Here is a 25552-nt window from a genome sequence, read left to right on the forward strand (position 1 = left end):
CCTGAATGAAAATTGGTTTTGGTTTTGCGATCGCAGTGCTGGCGGTCATGGCTGCAGCCAGCGCTGCGGATGAGAACAGGTCGTGGCTCGCGGATGATATGCTCGAGACGTACCATGAGGGTACGCTGAACTTCCTCGAGGACCCAACTGGCGCAGGCCTCTCAGTCTACGATAACTATGTCTTCTACGTCAAGGGCTCCACATACTTCAGATCGAAGTGGAAGACCCCACCGAACCTGCCACCTGACAGGAGCTGGGCATGGGGCTCGGGAAATGTCGGTGGATGGGCGTACACTCCTGAGGGGACGTTTATAAGGTTCGAGATGGTATCGCCACCCTCCTACGTCTACATCGGTGGCACTCCTGTGCCCTATACGACATATGTATCAGCGCCTCTCTACACGGAGAGCAACCATCTCTACATTCACGGCGCTGATAGCCTGACAAGATACGTGAAGGCTCCTGCCGGCTCGAGCGTGTGGCTTCTCGCCTATACAAAGACAGCAGGCATGGCCGATGTGTATAAAGTATCCCCTGATTTGAAGGTCTCTGTGAATCGTGTGGTCATGCCGGCCGGACACAGCCACATGTCACTGAACATAACAGATCCAGGAAGGTACCTGGTCAGCTTTGTGAAGGACAGCATACCCAGCGAGACTGTCGTCATAGACGCGATCCCTGCTGGTGTGACCCTGAGCTGATCCTTCATCTCTCTCTTTTTCTGTCCATTCTGTACATGATGTCTCTGGCGTCCTCATCCCTGCTCACCCACGCCTTAAGGGCTGCAGCATCTCCCTTCTTGCTCTCCTTCGCGTAGCCAAGGAACTTCATCACAGAGTTGATGCCCTCTGTGCCGGCGCTTATTATGAATGCTGTGATCAGCGCGTCGAGCAGGTCGAAGTAATATCCCTCCTGAATATCGCTGTAGATGCAGAGCGGTGCCAGGACACGCAGGCCTGTGCCAAAGGCTATCAGAAGACCCGCGATCAGCGATATTATCCCCAGGATCAGCTTCTTGTCCCGCTCCCCTATCAGCCTCACGACTATCGGATCAAGTATCTCAAGAAACTGCTGTATCGCGAAACCGGCCGCAAATATCGGCACAACTGTTGCCACCAGCTGATCCATCCCAGACCTCCATCATGGAGTTGTTTATAACTGAATAAGTATTTTACGGTTAATTATGTTTCGATCAGGGATGCAGCAGCAAGATATTATACATGCTCTCCCAAGATGACCCTGATACCTGGAGATGTGTTTATGGTCAGAGCTAAGCTGGGGGACAGGGTCCGTGTGCATTACACTGCCCGGCTCGAGAGAGGAGTGATTGTGGATACCTCCGAGGGCGGGGAGCCCTTCGAGTTTGTTCTGGGCGATGGAAGGGTGCTTCCCGGCTTCGAGGAGGCGGTCATTGGTATGAGCCCTGGGGATGTGAGGACCGTGAGGATACCCCCTGAGAAGGGGTACGGCCCTTACAGGCAGGATCTCGAGGTCGAGGTCGAGAGGTCGAGGCTGCCAGCGGATTTGAATATCGGGGACACCCTGGAGATTGTGGAGGAGGATGGAAGGGTGATCAAGGTGGAGGTCATGGACATCATCGGAGACAGGGTGGTGCTGAACGCAAACCACCCGCTCGCAGGCGTCGATCTGATATACGAGATCAGGCTGCTGGATATACTGTGACCAGCTTCACAGAATAGAGCTGTTTCGGCAACAGGCGGGTCTGCCATGAGATCTCAGCGCTCTCTCCGGGCTGTGATGATTCTGATCATCTCAGCATTTCTGTTGAGGCTCTATGCTGGAAGGTTCGCTCTATCAGATGGATCTGTGCTCTTCTACGGCCCAGACTCCTACTACCACATGCGCAGGATTCTTTACACAGTAAATCACTTCCCTGCAACGCTCTGGTTCGATTCGTATGTGGATTACCCGAACGGGCTGGAGATAACCTGGCCACCGCTCTTCGACATCGTGGGGGCTGCTGTGGCATCGGCCGGCGGGAGCACATACGGCGCAGAGATGATGGCATCGCTGCTTCCTCCTGTTATCGGCGCACTCGCCGTTGGCGTTATATACCTCGTCGCGAGGGAGATGTTCGATAAGCGGATCGGGCTGGCATCTGCGTTCTTTCTCACGATATCCTCGTATGCGGTGGCAGTGAACTCGTTCGGATATGTTGATCACCATGCCCTCGAGATGCTGCTGCTAGCGCTGATCGTGCTATCGCTTCTGCGATCGGCCAGCGACATCAGATGGTCTGCAGCCGCCGGGATCTCCATCGCACTCCTCGCCTACACATGGATGGGCTCAGCCGCGTATGTACTGATGGTTCTGATCTACACCATCGCCAGGATGTCCCTGGATCTAAGGGATGGCAGAGAGCCGCCGAAGGATCTCGTGATGGCGCCCGCGATCGCCTTGCTTCTCGTGCTACCGTTCTGGAGCAGTCACTGGATGATCCCATCGGCCATCGCGATATTCACCCTTCTTGGATCCTCTCTTCTGGGATATGCGATTTACATTATTGTGCAGAAACGGCTGCCATGGTACTCGCTTCCCGGCATAATGATAGCCTCCGGTTTGATCGTTCTGGTGGTCATCTACGCCCTCAGAGGCGGCGTCACATCTGTGTTCTACACAACCCTGGTAAACAGGCTTCCCTATGTCCTGGGGGGCGAGATGTCGGGGCTCATAGAGGAGGCCAGCCCGCTTCTGACAATGGATCTCAAATCGGTTCTGGGGCTCAACATCATCATAACAGTGGCAGTTCTGGCGCTGGTTGCAAGACGTCACATTTACGACCGGAAGAAGGTTCTCCTGATCGTCTGGACCCTCATCGCCCTGCTTCTCACCTTCGGGCAGAAGAGATTCCTCTACATCCTCTCGCTGAACATGTCCATCCTCTTCGCTGTCCTATTCTCGGAGCTCTGCACGCTTGCGGAGAGGAAGGAGAGAAGGCAGATGATGGCACTCACGCTTATCATTCTTGTTGTGATGTCCATACCGTCCCTTTGGAGGCTCAGCAGGATCTCGGATGATGCTCCTGATATAGAGGGCGACTGGGTGGCTGCGCTGAAGTGGCTGAAGGAAGGGACACCACCAACAAGCTTCTTCGATGATCCTTCCAGAAGGCCGGAGTACGGCATAATGAGCAGCTGGAGCTATGGCAACTGGATAATATACCTAGGAGAGCGACCGGTGGTCGCGAACAACTTCCAGGCGGGAGTTGCTGACTCCACGAGGTTCTTTTTGTCTGAGAGCGAGAGCGATGCTGAGGGGATTCTGAACAAACGGGGTGCAAGGTATGTCATAACATCATGGGAGATGCTGTATCTCACCCTTCCATCGACGGCGCGATGGATCGGCGAGGACCCCTCGAGCTATCTCAGATACACAGTCTCAGGGAAGTATCTGAGCATAGAGCTCACAGACCGTTTGAGAAAAACCATGCTCGCCCGCCTGCAGCTCTATGATGGGCTGAACATGAGCCATCTGAGGCTTGTGTACGAATCAGCCACATTCAGAGGAGATAACCCGAGCACCGCGAGCGTGAAGATCTTCGAGCACGTCCCAGGAGCGGTAGTCACTGGAAGGAGCAGCGGGCCTGTCGTTGCAATCCTCAATTTGACAACAAACCAGGGCAGGAGGTTCACGTATGCGATTGAGGCAGATCCGGTGAATGACGTTTACACACTAAGCCTGCCGTACTCGACCGGAGACAACGGGGCCGTAAGAGCCGAGGGAGATTATGTCATCATGAGCCCGGAGATCGCAAAAGAGCTGAGCATAGACGAAGAGGATGTGCTCCTTGGCAGCACGATCCAGCTCGATCTCTGATGGATATATCAGTAAAGTGCAGAATGCGAAACGCACCGGCCTGAAGATCTCGCGTCACGGATCTCAGCCCGGTCTAAGCACATCCTCATAGACCCTCACGGTCGTCTCTGCGATCTTATCCCAGCTGAAGTCGTGCTCGAGCCTCGCCCGAGCCATGGCAGATAGCTTCATCATCTCCGCAGGGTTGCTGAGGAGACGCTTGATGCACCATGCCAGGGATTCCGGCTGTATGTATGCCAGCAGCCCGTCCTCGAAGTTTTTAATTATGGTAACCGCTTCTGTGGCAACCACAGGCTTTCCGGCATCCCATGCCTCCAGCACGACAACACCGAACGGTTCGTTCCTGCTAGGAAGGCATATGATGTCGCATGCGTTCATCAGATCCTCTTTGGTTGAGCTCGGAACGTATCCCAGAAACCTGCATGCATGCTCGACGCCGAGTTCTCTGGCCAGACGCTCGCACTCCCATTTCATATCACCCTCGCCGATGAAGACGAACTTTGCGTCCCATCTCTCCCTGAGCACTTCGGGTATCGCTCTGACAAGAAGATCCGGGCCTTTCTGGTAGCACATCCTCCCGCAGAAGAGGATCACAGGCGCAAGCGGATGTATGCCGTACCTCTCCTTGACCCTGCCGGCATCGAGAGACCTTCTGAGCTTCCCGATCACTATCCCATTTGGGATTATCTCGATCTTCTCCTCCGGTATGGAGTAGAGCATCATAAGCTCGTTCTTCATCTGCTGTGTTGTCACTATCACCCGCGCGGACTCGTAGCCTCCGAGCCATTCGCGATGGGATATCTCTCTTGATACTGGACTATGGGCATAACTGTTACCGTTTCTTCCCCACTCGGTGCTGTGGACGGTGAATATCAGCGGAATGGAATGGCTCTTTTTTATTCGGACGATCGCATTCACAGGATGCCAGTCGTGGCCGTGAATCACATCGAACCTTCCGAAGATCCTCTGGACAGCCTCGAACCGATCGACCATCGCATCGCACATCGTGTCCATCTGGTGGACTATATCCCCTGTGGGGTCGTGATCCACCCGCTGGTAGTGGACCCCATTGATCTCATCATAGTAATCGAAATCGCCACGCCTTGTGAAGACGTGCACCTCGTGGCCCATCCTGGCGAGAGCCTCAGACAGCTCAGAGACATGCGGGGCCACGCCGCCGACCTTCACCGAGTAAAGGCTCTCCCAGGAGAACATACCTATACGCATCAGCTCACCTTTAACAATACATCCTAATAGGTTGATGTGATTTAACTCTTTCACATCTCTCGAAATTCTGTTCTGATTGTACCGCTCAGCTCACCCTTACAGAATCCGAACCGCTGCAGAAGATTGCAATCCGCCGATACGAAATTCCATCGCATTCGAACTCAGATGACCATCAAGGCCTGAATCTCCTCGGGATGCAAAGCGGTCGGAGACCGTGACTTCCTCTCCTGAAAGTTTGCGCACTGCCATCCCCTATCACAAGACAGATCTCAGCTCCGAGGCTGCCTGCTCAGGCGGAACAGGGTTTATGTAAATCCCCGTATTCTTCTCGAATCCTGCGATCCTGGTTATGGCAGGCTGGATCCGGATGTTCAGATGGTAGTTCGAGCTCATCTGAAACAGCATGTAGTTGTACGGCGGGTCATTCAGAAGCGCAGAAAGCCGGCGGAGCGCCTCCTTCAGAGCCCTGGCAAGGTCTGAACGCATCGATTCTTCAATCTCTAAAAGATTGCTGATGTGCCTGAATGGAAGGATCCACATCTCATAGGGTGCCTGGGAGCAGAACGGCGCTATGCAAATCCACTCGCCCTCCCTGAATATCACCCTCCCAGAGCTCGCCTCCCTCTCAGCGATATTGCAGTATGGACATGCAGGCATCGATGATATCGCGAAGATCTCGCGCATCAGAAGCGGTGGGATAAGAGGAAGCGCTATCAGCTGAGTGTGCGTGTGGCTCAGAGAGGCACCAGCCTCACGCCCCCAGTTCTTGAATATGGACACGTAAGAGGATCCCTGCTCTGTGTGATACCTGTACCGGTCTGCATAGACGCTGATCATTCTGGCAACCATCTCATCATCAAAGTTGGCCGGACTGCTGTCATGATCCGGCGATTCGATTATGACCTCGTGTCCTCCCCTCGCAGGAATAGCCATCCACTCCGAGGTTGGCGCGTCCGGGCCCGGAACCATCGCAGGGTACATGTTTGGGATGCATCTCGCCCACCATCCCCTGATCCGGGTCTCGCCATCCACAAACACGCCGTCGTCTCTGTAGACAGCTACTGCTTTTGGCGTCATCTCCTCGTTCCCGGGACAGAACGGACACTCCTTCGATGCACGTGCCTCTCTCGGCCGGATGAAATCTGTGGGTCTCCTGGCCCGCTCTTTCGCTATGACACAGTACTCCTCTAAAAAATAGTGACGCCTCAGCTCCGGTATGCGATAACCTCCTCGTAGATCTTCAGAGTATTCTCAGCGGCTTTCCTCCAGGTGAACATCTCCAGGACCCGCTCCCTTGCATTCCTTCCCCACTCCCTGAGCCGCTCCCGATCTTCGAGAGCGAGATTGACGCCCCATGCGATATCGTTCGGATCTCGAGCATTCACATGAACGCCTGTCGGCTTCTCAGTCGCAGGGTTCATGACGATCTCCCTCAAACCGCTGACGCCGCTGGCCCCGACGACAGAGGCGCGTTCCATCGATGCTGCCTCGAGCGCCACAATCCCGAACGGCTCATAGGTGCTGGGGAATATGCAGAGGTCCGCGAGCGCGTAATGATACACCTTCTCCTGTGGGGAGAGGAAGCGCTCGACGAGAATAACACCGCCGAGCCTCTCAGCCTCTGATCTCACATGATCGATTAGGGATCCGCTGCCCACCACGAGAAGCTTGACGTCAGGATTATTCCTGCGTATTGCGGGCAGAGCAGCAAGAAGCTGGGAGACGCCCTTGACAGGCTCGAGCCTTCCGAGGAACAGAAGGACTGTATCAGATTCCTTCAGGCCATAACTCCTCCTGAGCATCTCGAGCCGCTCTGGCTTCACAGCAGATGGGTCGAAGAGCTTAGTATCCACGCCGTGATAACACACCCTTATCTTATCCGCCGGAACCCCGAGACCCTCGAGCTCCCCCTTCATCGCCTCTGAGACCGTGAGCACGAGATCTGCGAGCCTGGCGCCCTTCACCTCTAGAGATACGAGCTGTGGATTCGGATGCTCGGAGCGCCCGACCTCGGTGCAGTGGACATGGTATATCATTGGCATGATCTGACGCAGCGCCATGCCTGCGGGCAGAGCGAGCCAGTCGTGTGCAACACAGATGTCAAAAGGACCTGAGTCCCTCAAACGGGCTGCAGCCAGCTGGTTGTAACTAAGGAGGCTGTTCAGGAAATCCAGGCCCGTGCCCCATGAGAGGGTCTCTTTTGAATAGAAGATCTCCAGAGCATCGCCCAGGGGAAGAGGCATCTCCCTGAACGCCTTCACGCCCTTCTTCGTCTCCCTCCTCTTCAGATCCGGCCTGCCCATTGTGAACACAGAGACCTTATGCCCCATCGAGGCGATCTCTCTGGATATCGAATCGACATAAACTCCAAGGCCTCCGTAGACCAGCGGCGGGTACTCTGTGCTCAGATATGCTATATCCATCACACCACCAGATTCCTGTAGTACTCCAGAACAGGCTCCTTCCAGTCCATGTACTTTGCAAGCGCAAACGACTCCTCGCAGAGGAGCCTGTACTCGATCTGATCTGCCACCTGGCTCCAGGTGAAGTAATCGAGCGCGAGGGCGTAATCGAGCACGGTCTCACTGTACGTCTGCTCTATGTTATCGACCACAACAACCCCACCCATGCCTGTTGTCAGCCTCTTTATCTTCTTCAGAGCATCGCTGAAGCCGCAGGCTCTGCTGACTATGCTCGGTGTACCCTCCCTCCCGGCCTCGAGCCCTGTGAGAAGGAAGGGCTCATACTGTGAGGGGAAGATGCCTGCAACACAGCCCGCCATGATCTCGTCCGCCCTCATGTTCAGCCCGCCGTCATCCGGTCCGACCCATTGAGGGTAGAGGATCGCAGATACTATGCGGTTTCCTGATACGAGCCTCCACGGCTCCAGGCCCCTCTCCTGTATCATCTTGTAGAGCCTGTGCTCCTCCCACACCAGCACCTCTGGCGTCAGGTTTATCGGGAATCCCTGCGGGAGCCTGTCCTTCTGCTTCGGGCCGTGCGCCGCTATGAGAAAGCAGGCGACCCTGAGCTTCTCGGCAAACCTCTGCTTCATCGCTCTGTGTTTGAGCAGATGGTCCTGAAGGACCAGGGCATCAAGGAGCTGCGGATATCCCTTGTTCTCTATCTCTATCCTTGATATGGTGAATATGGGTATTATGTTCTCAGGATCGATCTTCTCCCCGCCGTAGATGTTGTAGAGTGTGTCTGAGAGGAACTTCTGTATCCTAGCCCTGCAGCGGTTCTTCTTCTCCCAGTCTATGTGGTCCTCCTCCACCTCTATCCCGTTTCTTATGACGATGCCCTTCAGATCGTGGAAGAGCATCGCCTCCTTCATCGTGGAGTCGCCGACGAAGGTCACGATATCCGCATACCTCGCCAGGCCCTCCAGTGCCGCCATCGAGACAGGGGTGTTCGGTGGCCAGTGTTTCTCGTTCCTGGCGATCATCTCCAGGGACCTGTACCCTGCTGCCCTCCCGGGAACCGTGGCATGAAGCGTCGCCATCGTGCGGACGGGCTGGCCGAGAGCCTTCAGACGCGCAACCGCATAGAAGACTCCGAACTCGTGGCAGTGGAGCGATATTCTTATCTTCGGGAGAACCGAGCGCGCGAACTCCGACACCGCCTTATCAGCGTATTTCTCTGCAGGCTCCTCGGCCATCGACTTCAGCACACGCACGAGCTCTGAGATCGCATAGGAGAGGCATAGGTAGTGATTGTACTCGGGAGCGTTGCTGAGGCGCTCGTACTTGAGCGAGTCCAGCCCCACAAGCCTCCATGCCTCCTCCTTTATCGCGTTCGTGAGCGTCATCTCCCTGGAGTCCCTTCGAACTATGCAGCTGTCATAGTAATGCGTATCGAAGAGTATGTAGCCAACAGGAACATCATGATAAACCGCCTGGCACGATACTGATTTTATCCCAAGGGATTCGAGCCGCTCAAGGGCTGTTTTGATCTCGTCGCCCATGCTCAGAGGCTCGAGGCCGGATATGTCCGTAACACGCATCTTTCCCCTGTTCCAGTCTGCGCCAGCTGTGGGGAAGTACGGGCCAGCGACGAGGATCCTGATATCGTTCTCGATATCGCCGCTGCTGATCAGCTTTGCAAGGGTCCTGGCCTCTGCATCTATCACATTCCATATGCCGCCCATCTTGTTTGAGACTGGGCCCGCCTCCTCTCCTGCGATCACTATCCATCTCTGTATCATGATCTCCCTCATGGATAGGGCGAGAGGCCCGAGACCGCCATCCCATCATCCGATATGTCCAGAACCCTTATGCTGTTCGATATCTTCGAGCCCCGCATCTTCATGACATAAATGGAGCGCACAAGTGCGTTGCCGATTCTGTCCCTTCTGAGCATGGTGCACGAATCAGCGCCGTACTCCAGTATCTGGTTCATGCCGAACGCGGTGCCAATCGTTATGACGGACGTCGCCTTTGTGGCCCTCAGACTCGAGAAGAGATCGTCTGCCAGCGACCTTATCTTGAATGGCGCCTGAACCGCGTAGAAGAACGCCATCAGATCATCGACGAAAACCCTCTGTGGGTTCTCCTCCTTCACCTTCCGCTCTACCAGCTTTCTGAAGTTGATGAGAAAATCCACTGGATCCAGATCTATGCTCTTCTGAAGCCTGAGCACCGGATCTGTGACGTCGACTATGACAAGCTTTTTCTCCTCTTCCAGCTTCCACAGATCCCAGTTGAAGGAGGAGTACATCTCCCTCTTGAGCGACTCTGCGCTCTCGGAGGGCGTTATTATCATCCCCTTGTCGCCCATCCTGATGCCCTCATAAATGAACTGGGTGGCAAATACCGTCTTTCCCGTGCCGGAGCCGCCGGTGACGGTATTGACTGTACCCCTGTTGAAGCCGCCATTTACAAGCTCGTCAAAGCCTGGTATGCCGGACCTGACTTTGGTGTACTTCTTGGCGGCAACCGCCTCAACATCATGCGTATCCACAGACACTCCTCCTCTACATCCTCAGGGTCTGTAGTACTTAGTTTTTCCGATCGCTCTTATCCCCCTGATAACTTGCAAAAGAAGCACCAGCCCTGATATGCGCACGTTTCGACTTATCTTCGACTGCGTTGAAAACCTTGAGAGTGAAGAGGTCCTTCCAGCAACCAGATTGCATGCACATAAGTTGCTGAGCACTAAGAGCGTTTCCGATGCAATAACAGCGTGCGGATTTATATACTCAACCTGGCTCGCCTCTGCAGAGCGGGACACGGTGAGCCCCCTCCCTATCGTGAACTATGCACACGCCTGTGGGGCTCTCCGGTCGGTCCGCAGCCGCAAATCCGGAGAATCTCGATCTGGCCTCCCGCTCCTCCCGTATCTCTGAGATGAGACGTCTCTTCAGCTCCTGAGCGATATGCAGCGCCTCTTCATCGTCCATCTCCATCCCCAGACCCCTGCACTCTGACACACAGAGCTCATCGCCGTCAAGATAGAATGGATATGTCCTGCATATATCAGGGCGCGCCAGGTATATACTGCAGGATCCCGACGCAGCATCGTAGTAAGCGCAGCCATTTTCACTGCGCCTGAGCATCCACTCGAGCGTGTGGAAGTTTCCTTCCGCGTCCCAGACTCCGGCCTTCGGCGGCTCGACCACCTCCAGCCACGGCTGGTCTGTGTGAGATATGATCCGCCTCACTTCAGAGGGGAAGAGCAGGACCTCGGCATCCGGGCCCCTGCAGCAGTCGCCGCAGCGCTGACACCTGAACCCCACCGCCTTTATCCTCTCGGCCAGCGCCTCAACCGATATCCTGCCTGCAATCTCGAGATCGATAATCTCATTAATCATCTCCTGCAGATCTCCAGGAAGTTATCGAACACCTTCTCCCCGTGCTCCGTATGCGCGACCTCCGGGTGCCACTGGACGCCGTAAAGCGGCCTGCTCTCGTGACAGATCGCTTCCATCTCGCAGATCGACGAGCGCGCGATGACCCTGAATTCCCTCGGACAGACGGTCACCTGATCCGCATGCGATGCCCATGCCATGAACCTGCGTGGCATCCCCCTCAGAATACCATCCTCATCCAGGACCTCTATCTCGACGTTCGCATACCCTCCGATCCTGCCGGTCTCGACTTTGCCCCCAAAGGTCACGGCCATTATCTGCAGTCCGAGACATATGCCGAGAACAGGGATATCCAGCATTCGCAGGTACTCTGAGCACCTCCCCGCTCTCTCCATTGAGGGTCCCCCGCCGAGTATCAGGCCGTCTGCGACGATCTCCTCAACAGGCGTCTCGTTTGAGACAATCCTGGTCTCAACCTTCTCCCTTATGCTTCTGTGTATAAGATGATTGAACTGGCCGTAGTTGTTGACCACGATTATCTTCATCCGAGCTTTACTATGAGGTTTTGAAGATAACCTTTGTGCTCTCCATTCCGGTACGCCCATGTTTCCGCCCGCAACCACTAAAAAGCCTGGGGACAAACCCGGCTGGCATCATGAGGCCGGTGGTTCTTATAATAATGGACGGCTACGGGCTCTCCGAGGAGAAAGAGGGCAATGCAGTGGCAGGCGCCCGTAAGCCAAACCTGGACAGGCTTGAATCAATCTATCCCCACACATCTCTTGGCGCATCAGGGCTCGATGTGGGGCTTCCCAGAGGGCAGATGGGAAACTCTGAGGTTGGTCACCTGAACCTTGGCGCGGGAAGGATTGTCTACCAGGATTACACACGCATAAGCCTGGCCATCGAGCAGAACAGGCTGAAGGATGTGAAGCAGCTTGTTGATGCGATGGTGAATGCGAGGGACTCGGGGAGAAACCTGCACCTGATCGGCCTCCTCTCAGATGGCGGCGTTCACAGCCACATCACACACCTCTTCGCGCTTCTCGACATGGCAAAGGAGCTTGGGGTGGAGAGAGTTTATGTGCACCCCATACTCGATGGCAGGGACGTTCCACCGAGGAGCGCACTGATCTATGTCTCACAGCTCGAGGATAAGCTCGCCCGGATCGGCATCGGCAGAGTCGCCACCATATCCGGTCGGTATTATGCGATGGACAGGGATAAGCGATGGGATCGCACTGAGGCTGCTTACAGGGCCATGACCGAGGGTATGGGGATGCATGCTGCCAGTGCAGAGGAGGCGGTCCGCATCGGATACGCCCGGGGCGAAACCGATGAGTTTTTAAAGCCAACCGTTATCGATCCGCATGGGCTTGTCCGTGAGGGGGACAGCATAATCTTCTTCAACTTCAGGCCAGATCGCGCACGCCAGATAACCAGAGCTTTCGTGCAGCCCGATTTCAGGGAGTTTGAGCGCAGGTATCTCAGACCGTTTTTTGTCTGCATGACGCAGTACGATGAGAGCATCGATGCTCCGGTCGCGTTTCCTCCAGAGTACCTGAAGGAGACGCTGGGCGAGGTTCTGAGCAAAGCTGGCCTCAGGCAGCTCAGGATAGCGGAGACTGAGAAGTATGCGCATGTCACGTACTTCTTCAATGGCGGGCAGGAGGAGCCGTTTCCCGGCGAGGACAGGATTCTGATACCATCTCCCAGGATACCGACATATGATCTGAAGCCTGAGATGTCAGCGCCAGAGGTCACAGCCACGGTTGTAGACCGCATCAGGTCCGGGGTATATGATGTTGTGATCATGAACTACGCCAACCCTGATATGGTCGGGCACACCGGTGTATACGAGGCTGCTGTGCGTGCCGTTGAGGCTGTCGATCGCGGCGTTGGCACTGTCGTCGATGAGGTTCTCTCCAGAGGTGGGATTGCTCTCATAACCTCAGATCATGGGAATGCGGAGAAGATGGTGGAGCGGAGCACAGGAGAGCCGCACACGGCGCACACAACAAACAGAGTGCCGTTCATACTGGTCGGCTGCGATCGCGTCAGGATGCTCAGGGACGACGGGATCCTCGCGGATGTCGCGCCCACGATGCTCGATCTGCTTGGGATAGAAAAACCTGAATCGATGAGCGGAAGATCTCTCATAAAAAAAGATTGAATCAAAAGGGTTGAGCCTCACGTGTGCACTACATCAGTGACGGTGCCCGTGCCGGTCACGAGAGCTGCATCTCCATTGGTGCCGAACCTGCTGTAGCTCCCTGATATCGTGTTGTTCTCCTGCACCAGGGTCAGCTTGTATAGCACATCCTCTCTGTACTTCTCACCGTCGAAGACCTGGATCAGGTCGAGGCGCACATCTTCTCCCACTGAGCCCCTGGCCTTGAGCGGGATCGTCGAGTTCCCCTCGATAAGGCTGCCCGTACCGTAAAATACCGTGCCAACAGGATACAGCAGAAGCTCCACATGTCTGCCGTCAGATAGGTTCATGCTCCAGCTTCCGCTCAGGTTGATCTGAGCCCGCTGCTTTACAGTATCGACACTCTCTTCAGTCGTGTTGGTCTCATTTGCTGCAGAAGCATTGCCCGACCCGGTGGTCGTCCTTACAGGCCCTGGCTCCGGCATCGACATGTCTGGCTTTGTCACGGGTTTCGGCATGCCCATATTCGGCCTCTCAAAGCCGACTGGGGTGCCTGTATCAGAGCCTATTTCATACCCACCAAGCCAGTTCACGCCGCCTGTCCCTGTGGGACACCCAGCATGAGCAGCTCCGGCGAGCGCAAAAAGCATGAGCAGAACCGATATCGCTATTATGCGCATGGTCTCCAATCATACCCTTCAGGCTTTAAAGCTTGCCATCCGCTCTGCACGCTTGGAAACCCGCATGCTACAGCAGGGGCACGCCAAAAGAATGAAAGCATCAAAGCGTGTGGATTCGTGCAATTCGTGATGGCAGTCGATCTCTTTCATGGTAATGCAAGGGCAATTCATTTGTCATCGATTAAGGATTTTCTGCAAATATATTGACCATGAAATTTGACAAATTGAGATCTCCCCATAGTGGAGAGTTTGATTCAAATCGACCGCCTGTGGACTTGAGTCCTGATAGCAGTGCTGAGGCGAGATAAGACTATTATAGTATTCCGCATAAGTTGATATAATATCACATGTCACATAAAATCATCTATGAAATATGACATATCCAGTAGCTTTTAAATGGATTTACATGAAGTGGCGCAAAGAACTATAATCCCTCGCTAGGCTTCGACTACGTCGAAGATAAGTCGAAACGAGAGCATAGCATGACTGCTCTCTGCGGGCAGGTCATCGGCTGGATAAGAGCGAAAGCGCAAAGGCTCGTGTCCGCATATCCGAGACCTGAGGTGACTCCGAGTCTCCGGTGAGCTGCATGCCCTATCGTCCATCACATATCTGGTGCCCCGTCAAATCGGATGATCCTCAGGAAGATATTAATACGTCTTCACAAAAGAGTCACACCAGGTTGCATCATGATACCTGATTGGATGAAGAGCGTCAGTCTAACACATGCGGAGTTTGCTCCGCCGCCTCCCGCGAGGAAGGACTTCGTCAAAAAGACGATAGACGGCATCATCACATTCTTCCAGGAGGCGATGACAACTGAGGAGATCTCCTCAAGAAGAGGTCTTCTGCAGAGCCTCGACCCAAGAGTCAAGCTGATCTCGATGCTCTTCCTGATATTCGCAATAAGTATGACGAGAAACCTGGAGATTATAGCTTTATTTTATCTTGCGACACTGATTTTTGCGTATCTGAGCTCAATAAGTATAGCATTTTTTATAAAAAGGGTGTGGCTGTTCATACCGATCTTCACAGGTGTGATAGCCATCCCGATGACGCTCAACATCTTCCTGCCCGGTGACGTCCTCCTGCCTCTGGTTGATCTCGGCCGGAGCGTGCACATCGGGCCTTTCGCGATTCCGGAGAGCATATACATAACATCTCAGGGCAGCAGGGCAGCGGTTCTCTTCACCCTCCGGGTTGCAGCATGCGTCTCTGCAGTCGTGCTGCTGTTCCTCACGACCCCTCAGAAGGTGCTCTTCAAATCCCTGAGATCCATCGGCGTGCCGAAGGTCTACGTTCTCACGCTCGAGATGGCCAACAGGTACATCTTTCTCTTCATGGAGATGGTCAGGGATCTCTACATCGCGAAGAGGAGCAGGACCATCAAGAGCAGAGGCACCATGGCAGAGCAGAGATGGGTCGGGGGCAGAATAGGCTACATGCTTATAAAGGCGCTCGACATGAGCGAGAAGGTCCACATGGCGATGATATCCAGAGGATTCAGCGGCGATGTCAGGCTCAGCTATGAATTCGCCATGAGAAGCCGCGACTACATCGCTCTTGGGGTCTCTGTGGTGATCAGCATTATGCTCCTGGCGCACGGCATGGCGAAGGGATGAGATGGTTTGAAATGAACGTGATATTCGATCTGCAGGATGTATCCTACATCTACAATGGCAGGCTGAAGGCGCTGGAGGACATAAATCTGAGGATCTGCCAGGGGGAGCAGGTCGCACTCCTGGGTGCCAACGGCTCGGGAAAGTCGACGCTCCTCGCCATAATTGATGCTCTCATTTATCCAACGTCGGGCAGGTACTATGCATTCGGAACCCAGGTGAATGAGGAGATATTCGGCACGCTCAAAGACAACGATTTCAAGCGTTTCTTCCGCAGCAAGGTGGGATTCGTATTCCAGAACCCCGATGTTCAGCTCTTCTCATCCACGGTCTTCGACGAGATAGCATTCGGCCCCCTGCAGCTGGATATGCCAATGGGGGAGGTCCGGGAAAGAGTGGAGGAGCTGATGGAGATGCTCGGCATAACCAAGCTCAGGGAGAGGGCGCCTCACACGCTCAGCGGCGGCGAGAAGAAAAAGGTCTGCATAGCATCTGTGCTCGCGACGAATCCGGACGTGCTCCTGCTCGATGAGCCGACCGCTGGACTGGATCCGCGCAGTCAGCTCTGGCTGATCGAGCTTCTCAATGAGCTTGCCAGCTGCGGGAAGACCATCATCACCGCCACACACGACCTGGACATAATAGATAAGATAAGCAGGAGGGCGGTTGTCATAGGGGAGAACCACAGGATTGTTGTGGACAGAGACGTCGATGATGTTCTGAACGACATAGATCTGCTTCTGGAGACGAATCTAATCCATGAGCATATGCACCGCCATGGCAGGCTGATCCACAGGCATCCACATCTGCACAGAGAAGAGCACGCTCACACCCACATTCACGGATGAGGCATGTGCAGGATGTGAATGGGGGCGTCAGCTTGCATGCAATCGCAGACTGTGCCACGATCCCATATAAACAGCCCGTCAACCGTTACGATTATATGACGATGCCATTCACTAGCATCTGTGATAGGCATGTCATGGACCAAGAGCAAGAAGTACTCTGAGAAGGAGAGGATGAAGATCGAGAAGGGATCGGGATTCGAGAAGTTCTGGACTCTCATATGCAACTGGCTCTGGAGGGCGATCTCCTGGTAGCTCCAGGAGGTCATGTGTTTTTCAGCTCCTAATCGAGCTCATCGAAACTCTTTTAGCGGATACCGACATTCTCTGATCCTCAGGATATATGGCCGTCAATCGATCGAACAGATCAGCTGTGGGGCTGGCCCGATGAGCATCGAGGAGGAGATCAGGGCCCTTGAGGAGGAGATCCTCAGAACGCAGAAGAACAAGGCGACTGAGCACCACATAGGCCGCCTGAAGGCGAAGATAGCCAGGCTGCGCGAGGAACAGGAGAGACGGGCGGCTTCCAGGGCGAAGAAGGGGGGAGGCGTCAGAAAATCCGGGGATGCCACGGTCACTCTTGTGGGGCCGGTGGGCGCCGGAAAGTCCACACTTGTGAGCCGGCTCACCGGGGCCAGGACCAGCGAGGATCCGTACTCCATGGAGATAACCCCCGGAATCCTGCAGCACAGGGGCGCCAAGATACAGATTCTAGATGTACCTGATATAACGGTCTCAGGTGATGCACTGTCCGCGGTGAGGGACTCTGATCTGGTGCTGCTCGTCACGGAGCCGTATGGAGGATCGCTCGATCCATACCTTAACAGGCTCTACCAGAGCGGTGTCCGCCTGAACCAGAATCCCCCATCGGTTCTGATAAGAAAAACATCTAGAGGCGGCATAAGTGTGACGAGCACCGTAGACCCCGGGATAGACAAGGGATCGATCGAGGCGATACTCAGGGAGTACAGGATACACAGCGCAGATGTCCTGATAAGGGAGAGGCTCAGCCAGGAGAGGTTCATCGATGCCCTCGAGGCCAACAGGCGCTACATAAAGGCCATACATGTGATGAACAAGGTGGATATCCTGGATCCTGAGAAGCGGGATCACGATGGTGATGTGATACCGGTATCGGCCATCGATGGCACAGGCCTCGACAGGCTGAAGGACGAGATATTCGACCGGCTGGAGCTCATAAGGGTGTTCATGAAGCCGCAGGGAAGGCCTCCAGATCTCGACGAGCCCATGATAATGAGAAAGGGAGCAAACATAGGCGACCTGTGCGACAGGATCCACAAGGACTTCAGGCAGCGGTTCAGGTACGCCACTGTCTGGGGGACATCTGCAAAACACAACGGTCAGCGCGCAGGTCTCGATCACATCCTGAGCGATGGGGATATAGTGACAATCGTCCTGGAAAAGTGAGGACCATTTCGGAGCAGACCGGATTTCGGCCACAGCAATCCCGCAAACCATATATCTCAGAGAAATAAAACAAATTGACATAAAGCTCGTAAAATTCAGAGGCATCTCTCCAGCAGGAGGGCCTGTGGATAGAACGGCAGAATCTGTGCTTGTGAGAAGCTGTTCGGAGCAGAGATGGAGGTAAAAATTATGTGTGGGTGTGGAGACAGACATGGCGAGATAATGCGAGCTCTTGGGGATAAGATGGGTGGATATGTCCCCGAGACGCTCAAGGCGATATACGACCACAGGCCTGAGCTCGTTGAGCTCATCGAGAGGCTCGACAGGGTGCTCCTTGAGGATGGCGCCCTCGACAAAAAGACGAAGAGGCTCATAGCGCTGGCCTGTGTTATAACGAGAATGTGTGAGGACTGTGTATACCCACAGGCAAAGGTTGCTGTGAATTATGGCGCAACAAAGGAGGAGATCCTGGAAACTCTGGAGGTATGCATGATCACAGGGGGCGTCCCGACATTCTCGATCGCCAAGAGTGGCATAAGCAAGCTGTTCAAAGAGATGGAGGATTGAGCTCAGGTTTGTGGGCTGCAGTACTGGAAAAGGCTGTCGTAGCTGGTGGACACTTGCATAATGCCAGCAGATCTCCCAGGGTCGCACGCGTCTGAACTCGACGATTCGGAGCACGACCTTAACGCAGCCCTCGCATACCTTTTTGAGCTGGATTTTCACAGAAGAGACATCACATCCTTTTTGCTCATCACCTTCAGGTCGAGGCTCGATGCGATCTCCTCAAGCCTCCTGCGCTCCTCTGAGCGGAATGATTTGCCATCCAGATAGACGCCGGACGCTCCTGAGAGCTCAGCCGCTCTCCTCATCACATCAAGGCTGAGCATCGATGCCTGGTACTTCGAGAACATGTGACCGAATGCGACATGCCCTGAGAGCATCAGATCGGTCTGCCTCTGAACATAGTGACCACCGCCAACTCCCAGAAGCACCGGTTCACCAGCATGCTCCTCATATCTCTCAAGCTCGAGAATCGCCCGTGCGACCGCGGTTCCTGCTGCTGGGTCGGTCCAGTGCTGCTCACATGAGCCTATCTCGGCGAACAGCGATGGTGTGCGCAGATCCACAGGCCCGTGGTGTGTGGCCTCGGCGGAGAGGCGAAATCCTGATGGGGAGTCACGCTGCAGGGCCATGAGCAGTCTTTTCAGGGCATATGGCGCTGGTCTGGAGAGCTCAAAAGATCCCTCCTGAACGACGCCGGTGAAGTGCCCTCCGAGCCATGCCACTGCCTCTTTTGATTTGTGCCTGGATGCGAAGACTATCAGCCTCGGCGAGAGGCCCATACGATCCAGCATACCCTCCAGGTTCCTGAGCCCCACAAGCTCACCCTCGATGCACAGCATGCAGCAGCTTTTGTGAAACCTGAGATCCCCATGCTCCTCCCACTCCACCAGCTCAAGCAGCCTCGAGGCTATGTTCGAGCTGGCCGGATCAGATGATGAGCAGATTATCACTATCTCGCTCATATCTCCTTTTCAATCCCCAGCATCTCAGCAACAGCAGGCGCGTAATCGAGCTTCTCCACTCTCATAGCTCTCAGCGGCATGATGACCATGTATGGTCTGCCATCCATGAGGCCCCTCTCAAATGCGCTGTTGACAAATGCATCCAACCCATCCTTGAGATCAGAGTAGCTGGATGAGAGCATCGCGCCGCAGACGTCCCCGGGCTGCATGTGGTAGAACAGCTGCGACCCCATCATGCTCAGGAGAGATCCTGCATCCTGGGGGCTCACATCCCGCCTCATGCGAAGATGGTAGAAGCACATGAGCTCACAGCATATCCTCTGCCATTCAACATGCACCTCTCTGAGGAGGATGCTGGCATCAAAGAACCTGCTCCTCTTCCCGGATATTGTCGGCCTGGATATCCCGGTCCTCTTTGAGAGCTCCAGGTCTGAGAGGCTTGGGTATCTGACGAAGGCGTATAGCGTGAGCCTGTCCTTCTCAGACATCCTTGAGGTATCTGCGGGCATCAGCGGGACAGGGCGAGCTGGAACATCCTTTCTGTCAAGCCCGAATATCTCGCATACTGCTTCAGGAACATTGTACTGATAGCTCGCAAGCTCCACACAGAGATGCACACACCTGAACTCCTCAAGCACGCCGCTCTGCCGGTATCTGCTCAGAATACTTTCAGATTTTTTCTTGAACTCTGTCAGGTTTCTTGAATAAACCAGAGAGAACGCATCTGTAGCTGTTGCCACACAGTAGACACAGCTTGGGCTCTTTGTCCATTCAGACAGGGATTCCCTGCCATCGATCCCCGGAGAGAAACGCATGAAAACCACGCTGAGGATCTCAGCGCCCAGAGCCCCGACGGATGGAACGTTCAGAAGCCTTATCAGCTGCCAGTCGCGAAACTTGCGTTTGCTTTTGAATATTGTGGATCTGTCTACATCAATAAAGGAAGCCAGATCAATATCGCTGAGCCCTGGGTATCTGGTCAGACCGTAAAGTACCAGCTTCTCTTTTGATGTTAATTTGAGCTCCATTTGATGGAAGTGTATTTTTTAACTATTTATAGGTTACCTCATCGCTTGCATCCCCACAATGTTGCCTTTACAGTTGAAGGCTTTTTCCTGCGACTCCAAGATCCTGAGGAGCAGTACGAGGCCCGCGTTTCGGCTAAGTGTGCAGGATAATTTCCGAAGTCGATGAAAGCATGAGATGGGCGGAGACTGCTGCAGGATGATTTGCGAAGCTCAATCAAGGATAATTTCCGAAGTCGATGAAAGCATGAGACGGAGAGCTAACCTCCTGTGTCGTGTGCCTGGATCATTGAAATCCACAGCGTTCAAACTGTCCGGACTCATGATGACTGCACATGTAATAAAAGCGTGCCAAAAGGATGAAAGCGTCAAAGTGTGCGGATTCGCAAGACTCATGATGACAGTCGAGCTCTTTCATGATAATACCAGGGCAATTTGAACCAAGCGGAGATAAGTAAAAGCGCACGCTCTTATGTATCCAGCAACTTGAAGGAGATGCAGGCCGGTTGCCGGCTGCGTTCATTCGCGCGCCAGGAGGCGCGTGGTGCCTATAAAGGTAGGTTATCACATGGATATGAGCAAACAGATGAACCCCTGCCCCCAAGTTTAAAATACTTTGAGGTTGCAGGGGAGAAGCGTGCGGTCCCACTGCGTCCCCACCCCGGCCCGAGGATCCTGGAAGTTCCACCTATCACACACTGGCTTTTTCGAGAGGCGGGAGCAGATCATAACTTCGATTTTATTTACGGAATAATATGTGTTCTTGATAGCAATGATACAGGAGGAGGGAGGGACAGCCTCTGGAGCAAGCTGCTCCAGAGGCTGAAAAAGTTCAGCAGGGGCGTGGCTATCTGTTCGAGAAATTCATAGCATTCCGGTATATCAGAAGCCGGAGGCGTCAGACTGCCCTCTCTGTGATTGCAATCGGGCTGGCGGTGGCTGTTAGCGTGACCTCTGTATCGCTCCAAGCTGGCTTTCAGGAGTATCTCCTCGACATAATCGTAAAGGACCTCGCGCATGTCAGCGTGAGCCCGAAGGAGGGTGAGGAGTACATCTACCTCTACAGAACGCTCATGGAGAGGATATGGAAGCTTGAGGGCGTTACCGCAGTCTCTCCACGTCTGAGCACATCCGCATCGCTTTCACACAAGAACAACGTGGAGAACGTCATTCTCATTGGCGTGATACCATCAGAGATGGAACGGATCTACCCGAGCATAGAAGAGCGTGTGATCTATGGAGATCTTGAGTCGATCCAGCAGGAGAACAGAATAGCGATGTCGAAGAAGCTCGCCGAGAAGCTGGATGTGGAGCTGGACGATACTGTGGACGCGAGGTTTCCGGATGCAAACCCGCTCAATCTCATGATCGCCTGCATCTTCGATCCGCCACAGGGCTTTCCTGAGGAGATGGCATTCGTCTCGCTCCGGACGGCCAGGAACTTCGTGGGTGAGGGGGATGTCATAAACGGCATAGATATCAAGCTCCAGGACATCTACATGGCGGATCGGATCAGCAGGGAAATTTCTGCGACGGGCTACAAGGCAGAGAGCTGGCAGCAGCTTTACCCAGAGATCCTCAGGACCATCGCAATAGAGAACTTTGAGAACAACATCATCATGCTTCTCATAATGATCATTGCAGCCTTCGGGATAGCGAGCGTGATGTACATGCTTGTTCTCGAGAAGACATCTGAGATAGGCATGCTCATGGCTGAGGGGGCAACAGGTGTGATGATACGCAACATATTCCTCATCCAGAGCACTGTTCTGGGCCTCATTGGCGGCATATGCGGCGCTGTGGGTGGCGTGGCTCTTTCTCTCTACCTCAAGGGCATGGGGTTCGAAGTCGAGGCACCCGGCTGGGAGGAGTTTGTGCTGCCTGTGGTGATAGACCCCTGGAAAATCCTGATCATAGTGCTGGTCGCGGTTCTGCTGAGCCTGGCCGCGGGCGTGTATCCCGCGCACAAGGCATCGAAGCTCGATCCTGTAATCGCCCTGCGTGGATGAGCGAGATGTTTGAGCATATCATTGCATCCCACCACATCGTCAGAAACCCCAGGATGGCTTTCTTCACGGTGCTCTCTGTAGCCCTGGCTGTGGCGATTATCGTCGTCATGATGGGCCTGATGGGCGGTTTCAGGGAGGAGATCATGAGCACAACCATCGAGAACAACCCCCATGTAGTTATCGAGCCGAAGGAGGGCGAGAACGAGATACACCTCTACAGAACGCTCTCTGCCACAGTATGGACGTACCCGGGGGTGGAAGCTGTCTCCCCCAGGCTCAGAGGGAAGGCGGTCGTCGAGCACAGGGACAGGGCAAGGGGGGTGGAGGTCATGGGTGTCATCGCATCCGATGAGGGTCCTCTGATGAGGGTTGAGAGGGATCTGATCGAGGGTAGCTTCAGGGATCTTGAGCTGAGCAGATACTCAGCTGTTATTGGCAGCAGGCTTGCTGAGGAGATCAGGGCTTCGAGCGGCGACAGGATAGAGCTGATCAGGCAGAACAGATCCATCAGACTCAAGGTCGCAGGCATCATAGAGACCGGCACAGCAAGCGACAAAACTCTCGTTTACATCCCGCTGAAGACCGCACAGGATATCCTCGGTGAGGGGGATGTTGTGTCAGAGGTCTCTGTGAGGCTCTCCGACCTGTACGGGGCACCGCATCTCGCAGAGGAGATCAACAGGAAAACCAGCTACACTGCCAGGAGCTGGGTTGACATCAACCGTGATATACTGAACCTACTCGAGACGCAGTCACGCTTTGTGGTCATATTCTACATTCTCATATTCGCGATAGCGGGATTCGGTATAGCCAATACAATGATAATGATAATAACCCGCAGGACGAAGGAGATAGGTATACTGATGGCCATGGGTGCCACCAGCCTCTCGATAATGAAGATATTCATTCTTGAGAGCCTGATTCTCGCTCCACCGTCTGCCCTCATCGGGTGCATCCTGGCGTACATCGCAGCCAGGCTAATCATGATGTATCCTGTGGAGCTGCCCAGCGAGATATACATGGTATCGAGGATGACGGTGGTGATGAAGCCGGAGTTCTTCTTCTGGGCGGTGATATACTCCATGATTGTCAATCTGGTGGCTGGACTCTATCCTGCCTACAGGGCATCAAGGCTGGATCCAGTAGAGGCCATAGCAGTCGAGTGACATCATCCGGCCACGGCCCCAGGCACGGCTTCATCAAAGCGCGTCTGGGATCAAAACTGCTCTGGCGATGGCCGCCCCCTCCCCCACCTCACAGTACCTCTCCGGAATGAAGACCGGAGTTTGCGCCCGGTTACTCCCTGTCACATGCCGTCCCAGGCAGGCGAGAACACGCGCGTTCGGTGCGCGGGGCAAAGTTTATTTACCGTAAATGCTGCTAGTTCACCGTTCGAGGTATGAAATCATCATGGAGCTGGAGAATCTTCGATTCGGTACGGAGCTGCTGAAGCGCGGCTTTGCCAAGATGCAGAAGGGTGGAGTCATCATGGACGTCACCACCCCTGAGCAGGCCATGATCGCTGAGGAGGCAGGAGCTGTCGCTGTCATGGCACTCCATGCGGTTCCTGCTGACATCAGAAAGATGGGCGGCGTGGCCAGGATGGCAGATCCAAAGGTCATCGAGGAGATCATAGATGCGGTGACCATACCTGTCATGGCCAAGGTCAGGATCGGACACTTCGTCGAGGCTCAGATCCTCGAGGCCATAGGGGTGGATATGATCGACGAGTCGGAGGTTCTCACCCCTGCAGACGAGTTCCACATCGACAAGACCAGATTCAAAGTCCCATTCGTATGCGGCGCCAGGAACCTCGGGGAGGCCCTCAGGCGTATCAAGGAAGGCGCAGCCATGATACGTACCAAGGGCGAGGCGGGTACAGGTGATGTCAGCCAGGCCGTGAGGCATATGAAGATGATCATGGGCGACATCCGGAAGCTCAAGGGCATGAACAGCGAGGAGCTGATGAAGTTCGCGCGCGAGATCGAGGCCGACCCAGAGCTGGTTGCGGAGTGCGCCCGGATCCAGCGGCTGCCTGTGGTGAACTTTGCTGCCGGTGGCATAGCAACACCAGCAGACGCCGCTCTGATGATGCAGCTGGGCGCTGATGGCGTGTTTGTCGGATCCGGCATATTCAAGTCGGAGAACCCGGAGGCGATGGCTGCAGCAATAGTCGAGGCTGTGCATCACTACGACGAGCCGGAGGTTCTGGCCAGGGTCTCAAGAGGTCTTGGAAGGGCGATGAAGGGCATAGATGTCACCACCCTTCAGGAAGGAGAGGCGCTGCAGGCTAGAGGATGGTGAGCCGGCTCTTCTCTCAGAGGTCTGGGCTTCTGCCTGGGAGGTAACGTGAGGAGGATAGGGGTCATAGCACTCCAGGGAGACGTCTCGGAGCACATCAGCGCCATAGAGGCCGCAGGCGGCCAGGCAGTCCCCGTACGTCGGGCAGGCATCATACCCACATGCTCTGGCATAGTGATCCCTGGAGGCGAGAGCACAACGATCGGCCGGCAGCTCGAGAGGACGGGAATCGCCGCCGAGATAAAGCAGGCGGCTGCTAATGATGTGCCCGTGCTCGCAACATGTGCGGGTCTTGTGCTTGCCGCGAAGGAGATCGATGCAGGCAACGTCAGACCTCTCGGACTGATTGATATCTCGGTGGGAAGAAACGCCTTCGGCCCGCAGCGCGAGTCGTTCGAGGCTGAGATAAACGTGGAAGGATTCGACAGGCCGTACAGGGCTGTATTCATTCGCGCGCCCGTTGTCCTGAGATGCGGCGAGGGTGTGCAGGAGATCGCGCGCTTTGGCGGCCGCACGGTTGCAGTCAGGCAGAGGAACATCATCGGTCTTGCGTTCCATCCTGAGCTCACCGGTGATCTCCGGTTCCACAGGATGCTCTTAGAGATGACCTGAGGTGGTTCTATCTTCGATGGCAGGTTCGCAGTGAAAAGCTACGATGAGATGCGCAGGGAGATGGAGGATCTCCTGAAGCGCTCTGAGCAGCTGAGAGCAGATTCAGCATCTGCCATGGAGGAGTCGGATTCGCTCCGGAAGAGGTCTGTGGATATTCGGCAGCTCGATCCGGAGCAGGCCGAGGCCCTCTGGATAGAGTCTGAGGAGCTGAGGACAAAGGCCAGAGAGCTCATGCGCGAGTCGGTGGAGCTGCGCATAAAGGCAGCTGACATAAAGCACCGTCTTGATATCCACGAGCAGATAGAGTCGATCCCGGATAAGGCGGAAAAGCTCTGGCGAAAGGCTGTGAGGGGTTAGGGTTAGCATCTCCGCCGGGACGCAGAGAGGGTCTTTAAGAGTGTCTTTTAATCTGAATTCAGCCCAGTGTATGAGCTGATCGGATCGCTGTTATAATGGACTCGCTGGCGCCGCATATCCCA

General features: G+C 54.7%; 25 protein-coding genes. 14 read left to right on the forward strand and 11 right to left on the reverse strand.

Annotated elements, in window-relative coordinates; genetic code table 11:
* Positions 1-5: 5 nt before the first annotated feature.
* Positions 6-701, forward strand: coding sequence for a hypothetical protein (locus QHG98_03205; GenBank protein ID MDH7596737.1), 696 nt, complete (start codon positions 6-8; stop codon positions 699-701).
* A 4-nt stretch (positions 702-705) separates the two neighbouring features.
* Here the strand turns inward: QHG98_03205 and QHG98_03210 are convergent, their stop codons facing one another.
* Entirely contained in the window at positions 706-1128 is a 423-nt protein-coding gene (locus tag QHG98_03210) for a hypothetical protein (GenBank protein MDH7596738.1), read from the reverse strand.
* A gap of 132 nt (positions 1129-1260) precedes the next feature.
* On the opposite strand from QHG98_03210, the gene QHG98_03215 reads away from it, so the two are divergent.
* Positions 1261-1683: an FKBP-type peptidyl-prolyl cis-trans isomerase gene (locus tag QHG98_03215; protein ID MDH7596739.1), complete on the forward strand. Its 423-nt coding sequence runs from the start codon at positions 1261-1263 to the stop codon at positions 1681-1683.
* 45 nt (positions 1684-1728) lie between these two features.
* A complete protein-coding gene (locus QHG98_03220) occupies positions 1729-3837 on the forward strand; it encodes an STT3 domain-containing protein (protein ID MDH7596740.1) in 2109 nt (702 codons plus the stop codon).
* 63 nt (positions 3838-3900) lie between these two features.
* Here QHG98_03220 and QHG98_03225 read toward each other — a convergent pair whose 3' ends face one another.
* From QHG98_03225 to QHG98_03255, 7 genes are all read right to left on the reverse strand, one after another.
* Positions 3901-5064, reverse strand: coding sequence for a glycosyltransferase family 4 protein (locus tag QHG98_03225; protein MDH7596741.1), 1164 nt, complete (start codon positions 5062-5064; stop codon positions 3901-3903).
* 255 nt (positions 5065-5319) lie between these two features.
* A complete protein-coding gene (locus QHG98_03230; GenBank protein ID MDH7596742.1) occupies positions 5320-6282 on the reverse strand; it encodes a DUF4921 family protein in 963 nt (320 codons plus the stop codon).
* Complete coding sequence (locus tag QHG98_03235) at positions 6270-7487, reverse strand: glycosyltransferase family 4 protein (protein MDH7596743.1); 1218 nt, start codon at positions 7485-7487, stop codon at positions 6270-6272. Before QHG98_03235 ends, QHG98_03230 begins: the two co-directional genes overlap by 13 nt.
* On the reverse strand, positions 7487-9271 hold the full coding sequence (locus QHG98_03240) for a glycogen synthase (protein ID MDH7596744.1): 1785 nt from the start codon (positions 9269-9271) through the stop codon (positions 7487-7489). Before QHG98_03240 ends, QHG98_03235 begins: the two co-directional genes overlap by 1 nt.
* Before the next feature lie 8 nt (positions 9272-9279).
* Complete coding sequence (locus QHG98_03245) at positions 9280-10026, reverse strand: ATPase domain-containing protein (protein MDH7596745.1); 747 nt, start codon at positions 10024-10026, stop codon at positions 9280-9282.
* A gap of 238 nt (positions 10027-10264) precedes the next feature.
* Complete coding sequence (locus QHG98_03250; protein MDH7596746.1) at positions 10265-10876, reverse strand: YkgJ family cysteine cluster protein; 612 nt, start codon at positions 10874-10876, stop codon at positions 10265-10267.
* On the reverse strand, positions 10873-11418 hold the full coding sequence (locus tag QHG98_03255) for a GMP synthase subunit A (protein MDH7596747.1): 546 nt from the start codon (positions 11416-11418) through the stop codon (positions 10873-10875). The genes QHG98_03250 and QHG98_03255 overlap by 4 nt, the downstream gene beginning before the upstream one ends.
* Positions 11419-11528: 110 nt before the next feature.
* Here QHG98_03255 and gpmI point away from each other — a divergent pair, with 110 nt between their 5' ends.
* Positions 11529-13046, forward strand: a complete 1518-nt coding sequence (gene gpmI, locus QHG98_03260) for a 2,3-bisphosphoglycerate-independent phosphoglycerate mutase (protein MDH7596748.1) — start codon at positions 11529-11531, stop codon at positions 13044-13046.
* Positions 13047-13063: 17 nt separating this feature from the next.
* Here the strand turns inward: gpmI and QHG98_03265 are convergent, their stop codons facing one another.
* The gene (locus QHG98_03265) at positions 13064-13705 is read right to left on the reverse strand and encodes a hypothetical protein (protein ID MDH7596749.1); all 642 of its coding nucleotides are present in this window, start codon (positions 13703-13705) and stop codon (positions 13064-13066) included.
* A gap of 689 nt (positions 13706-14394) precedes the next feature.
* Here QHG98_03265 and cbiQ point away from each other — a divergent pair.
* The 5 genes from cbiQ (at position 14395) to QHG98_03290 (ending at position 18164) form a co-directional block, all read left to right on the forward strand.
* Positions 14395-15327 carry a cobalt ECF transporter T component CbiQ gene (cbiQ, locus tag QHG98_03270; protein MDH7596750.1) on the forward strand — a complete coding sequence of 311 codons (933 nt, stop codon included), beginning with the start codon at positions 14395-14397 and terminating at the stop codon, positions 15325-15327.
* Positions 15324-16172 (forward strand): ABC transporter ATP-binding protein, encoded by an 849-nt coding sequence (locus QHG98_03275; GenBank protein ID MDH7596751.1) that lies wholly within the window; start codon positions 15324-15326, stop codon positions 16170-16172. The genes cbiQ and QHG98_03275 overlap by 4 nt, the downstream gene beginning before the upstream one ends.
* A 120-nt stretch (positions 16173-16292) precedes the next feature.
* On the forward strand, positions 16293-16424 hold the full coding sequence (locus QHG98_03280; GenBank protein ID MDH7596752.1) for a hypothetical protein: 132 nt from the start codon (positions 16293-16295) through the stop codon (positions 16422-16424).
* A 132-nt stretch (positions 16425-16556) separates the two neighbouring features.
* Positions 16557-17597 carry a TGS domain-containing protein gene (locus QHG98_03285; GenBank protein MDH7596753.1) on the forward strand — a complete coding sequence of 347 codons (1041 nt, stop codon included), beginning with the start codon at positions 16557-16559 and terminating at the stop codon, positions 17595-17597.
* A 174-nt stretch (positions 17598-17771) separates the two neighbouring features.
* Positions 17772-18164, forward strand: coding sequence for a carboxymuconolactone decarboxylase family protein (locus QHG98_03290; protein ID MDH7596754.1), 393 nt, complete (start codon positions 17772-17774; stop codon positions 18162-18164).
* 155 nt (positions 18165-18319) lie between these two features.
* Here the strand turns inward: QHG98_03290 and QHG98_03295 are convergent, their stop codons facing one another.
* The gene (locus tag QHG98_03295; protein MDH7596755.1) at positions 18320-19126 is read right to left on the reverse strand and encodes a D-aminoacyl-tRNA deacylase; all 807 of its coding nucleotides are present in this window, start codon (positions 19124-19126) and stop codon (positions 18320-18322) included.
* Positions 19123-20154 carry an Lrp/AsnC family transcriptional regulator gene (locus QHG98_03300; GenBank protein ID MDH7596756.1) on the reverse strand — a complete coding sequence of 344 codons (1032 nt, stop codon included), beginning with the start codon at positions 20152-20154 and terminating at the stop codon, positions 19123-19125. Before QHG98_03300 ends, QHG98_03295 begins: the two co-directional genes overlap by 4 nt.
* A gap of 911 nt (positions 20155-21065) precedes the next feature.
* Between QHG98_03300 and QHG98_03305 the strand changes: the two genes are divergently transcribed.
* The 5 genes from QHG98_03305 (at position 21066) to QHG98_03325 (ending at position 25430) form a co-directional block, all read left to right on the forward strand.
* A complete protein-coding gene (locus tag QHG98_03305; GenBank protein ID MDH7596757.1) occupies positions 21066-22160 on the forward strand; it encodes an ABC transporter permease in 1095 nt (364 codons plus the stop codon).
* Positions 22161-22165: 5 nt separating this feature from the next.
* The gene (locus tag QHG98_03310; GenBank protein ID MDH7596758.1) at positions 22166-23326 is read left to right on the forward strand and encodes an ABC transporter permease; all 1161 of its coding nucleotides are present in this window, start codon (positions 22166-22168) and stop codon (positions 23324-23326) included.
* 244 nt (positions 23327-23570) lie between these two features.
* The gene (gene pdxS / locus QHG98_03315; GenBank protein MDH7596759.1) at positions 23571-24464 is read left to right on the forward strand and encodes a pyridoxal 5'-phosphate synthase lyase subunit PdxS; all 894 of its coding nucleotides are present in this window, start codon (positions 23571-23573) and stop codon (positions 24462-24464) included.
* Positions 24465-24509: 45 nt separating this feature from the next.
* The gene (pdxT, locus tag QHG98_03320; GenBank protein ID MDH7596760.1) at positions 24510-25073 is read left to right on the forward strand and encodes a pyridoxal 5'-phosphate synthase glutaminase subunit PdxT; all 564 of its coding nucleotides are present in this window, start codon (positions 24510-24512) and stop codon (positions 25071-25073) included.
* 30 nt (positions 25074-25103) lie between these two features.
* Positions 25104-25430, forward strand: a complete 327-nt coding sequence (locus QHG98_03325; protein ID MDH7596761.1) for a hypothetical protein — start codon at positions 25104-25106, stop codon at positions 25428-25430.
* Positions 25431-25552: the final 122 nt, after the last annotated feature.

It is taken from the genome of Methanothrix sp., from assembly GCA_029907715.1.
Taxonomy (GTDB): Archaea; Halobacteriota; Methanosarcinia; order Methanotrichales; family Methanotrichaceae; genus Methanothrix_B.